Origin of the sequence: Hyphomonas sp. UBA3601 (assembly GCF_002375605.1) — a bacterium.
Lineage (GTDB): Bacteria > Pseudomonadota > Alphaproteobacteria > Caulobacterales > Hyphomonadaceae > Hyphomonas.
The window spans coordinates 5,414-6,318 of record NZ_DFME01000104.1 but is presented as its reverse complement, the minus strand read 5'-3'; the positions used below and the strand labels follow the sequence as shown (position 1 = coordinate 6,318).

Annotated in this window: 3 protein-coding genes; all 3 read left to right on the top strand. The window is 59.4% G+C overall.

Annotated elements, in window-relative coordinates:
• On the top strand, positions 1-228 hold a 228-nt coding region (locus tag B4F73_RS10365; RefSeq protein ID WP_349679560.1), incomplete at its 5' end, for a hypothetical protein.
• Entirely contained in the window at positions 221-550 is a 330-nt protein-coding gene (locus B4F73_RS10360; RefSeq protein ID WP_290480102.1) for a hypothetical protein, read from the top strand. The genes B4F73_RS10365 and B4F73_RS10360, both read left to right, overlap by 8 nt.
• The coding region (locus tag B4F73_RS10355) for a hypothetical protein (protein ID WP_290483198.1) at positions 543-905 on the top strand (363 nt) is incomplete at its 3' end. The genes B4F73_RS10360 and B4F73_RS10355, both read left to right, overlap by 8 nt.

The window sequence follows — 905 nt, the reverse complement described above, 5'->3', positions numbered from 1 at the left end:
ATTCTTCAAGGCAATCCAGGCTGGCTTGACGAGGCTATCGACACCCCTTCCGTCAGTCAGCTGACGGGTGTCCCCATCTGCACCCTGACCACCTGGCGCAGCCGGGGCGGCGGACCACGCTTCTTGAAACTTGGCAAGAGTGTGCGCTACCGTCGCCGCGCCGTCCTGTCCTGGATGTCGGACTGCGAGGCACCTTATATCGACCGCGACGGGGTGATCCATGACTGAACCAACCCGCCCCTTGTCCATTCGCCTTGCAGTCAAGGACATCGACCATCTCGCCGAACGCGCCCGTCGCATTTCCGGTACACCGACCGGGGTGGCCCGTGAACTCATTCGGTCCGGCCTGACTGACGGCGACCCGTTCACGCAGGCCGAACGACTCCTGAAAATCGAACGCCGATTGGCGGTGCTGTCCCAGGATCTTCGGGGAATGATGACCGCAACCGATGGGCATTCCCATTCACTCGAACAGATTGAAACCATGTTCGACGCGCTGCTCAAAGCGCTCGGCGGCGAGGTCGAACCTTTGGAGGCACGTCATGCCTAGTATCAGAAAGCTGCTTGCCGGCACTGGCTGCATTCTGGTTCTGGCGACATGGGGCTTCTACGAAATCGCATTTCTGAGGATCACACCGACCTATCCGCTTCCATCCGGTGAAATCATTACGCTTCATCCCAGCTACATGACCGGTTGCGGGAAGGCAGAACTGTTTGCCCGTCTTGGCGTGGCGCAGGCGCAAAACCAGAAGGCATATTGTGATGAAGTCCTGGGCTCAGCCGGCATTCGAGGCGCGGTCCATTTGCGATGGGGGATATTTGCGGCGGGGGTCTTTGCGACCGTGCTACTTTTTGCCTCCGCGTTGATCGCCCTTCGCTTCGAAAAGCCGGCACCCAAAGTCGTA

What these genes read in the sequence shown, in the direction of transcription:
- B4F73_RS10360 (WP_290480102.1), top strand. Translation starts at nt 221, where the DNA reads ATGACTGAACCAACCCGCCCCTTGTCCATTCGCCTTGCAGTCAAGGAC.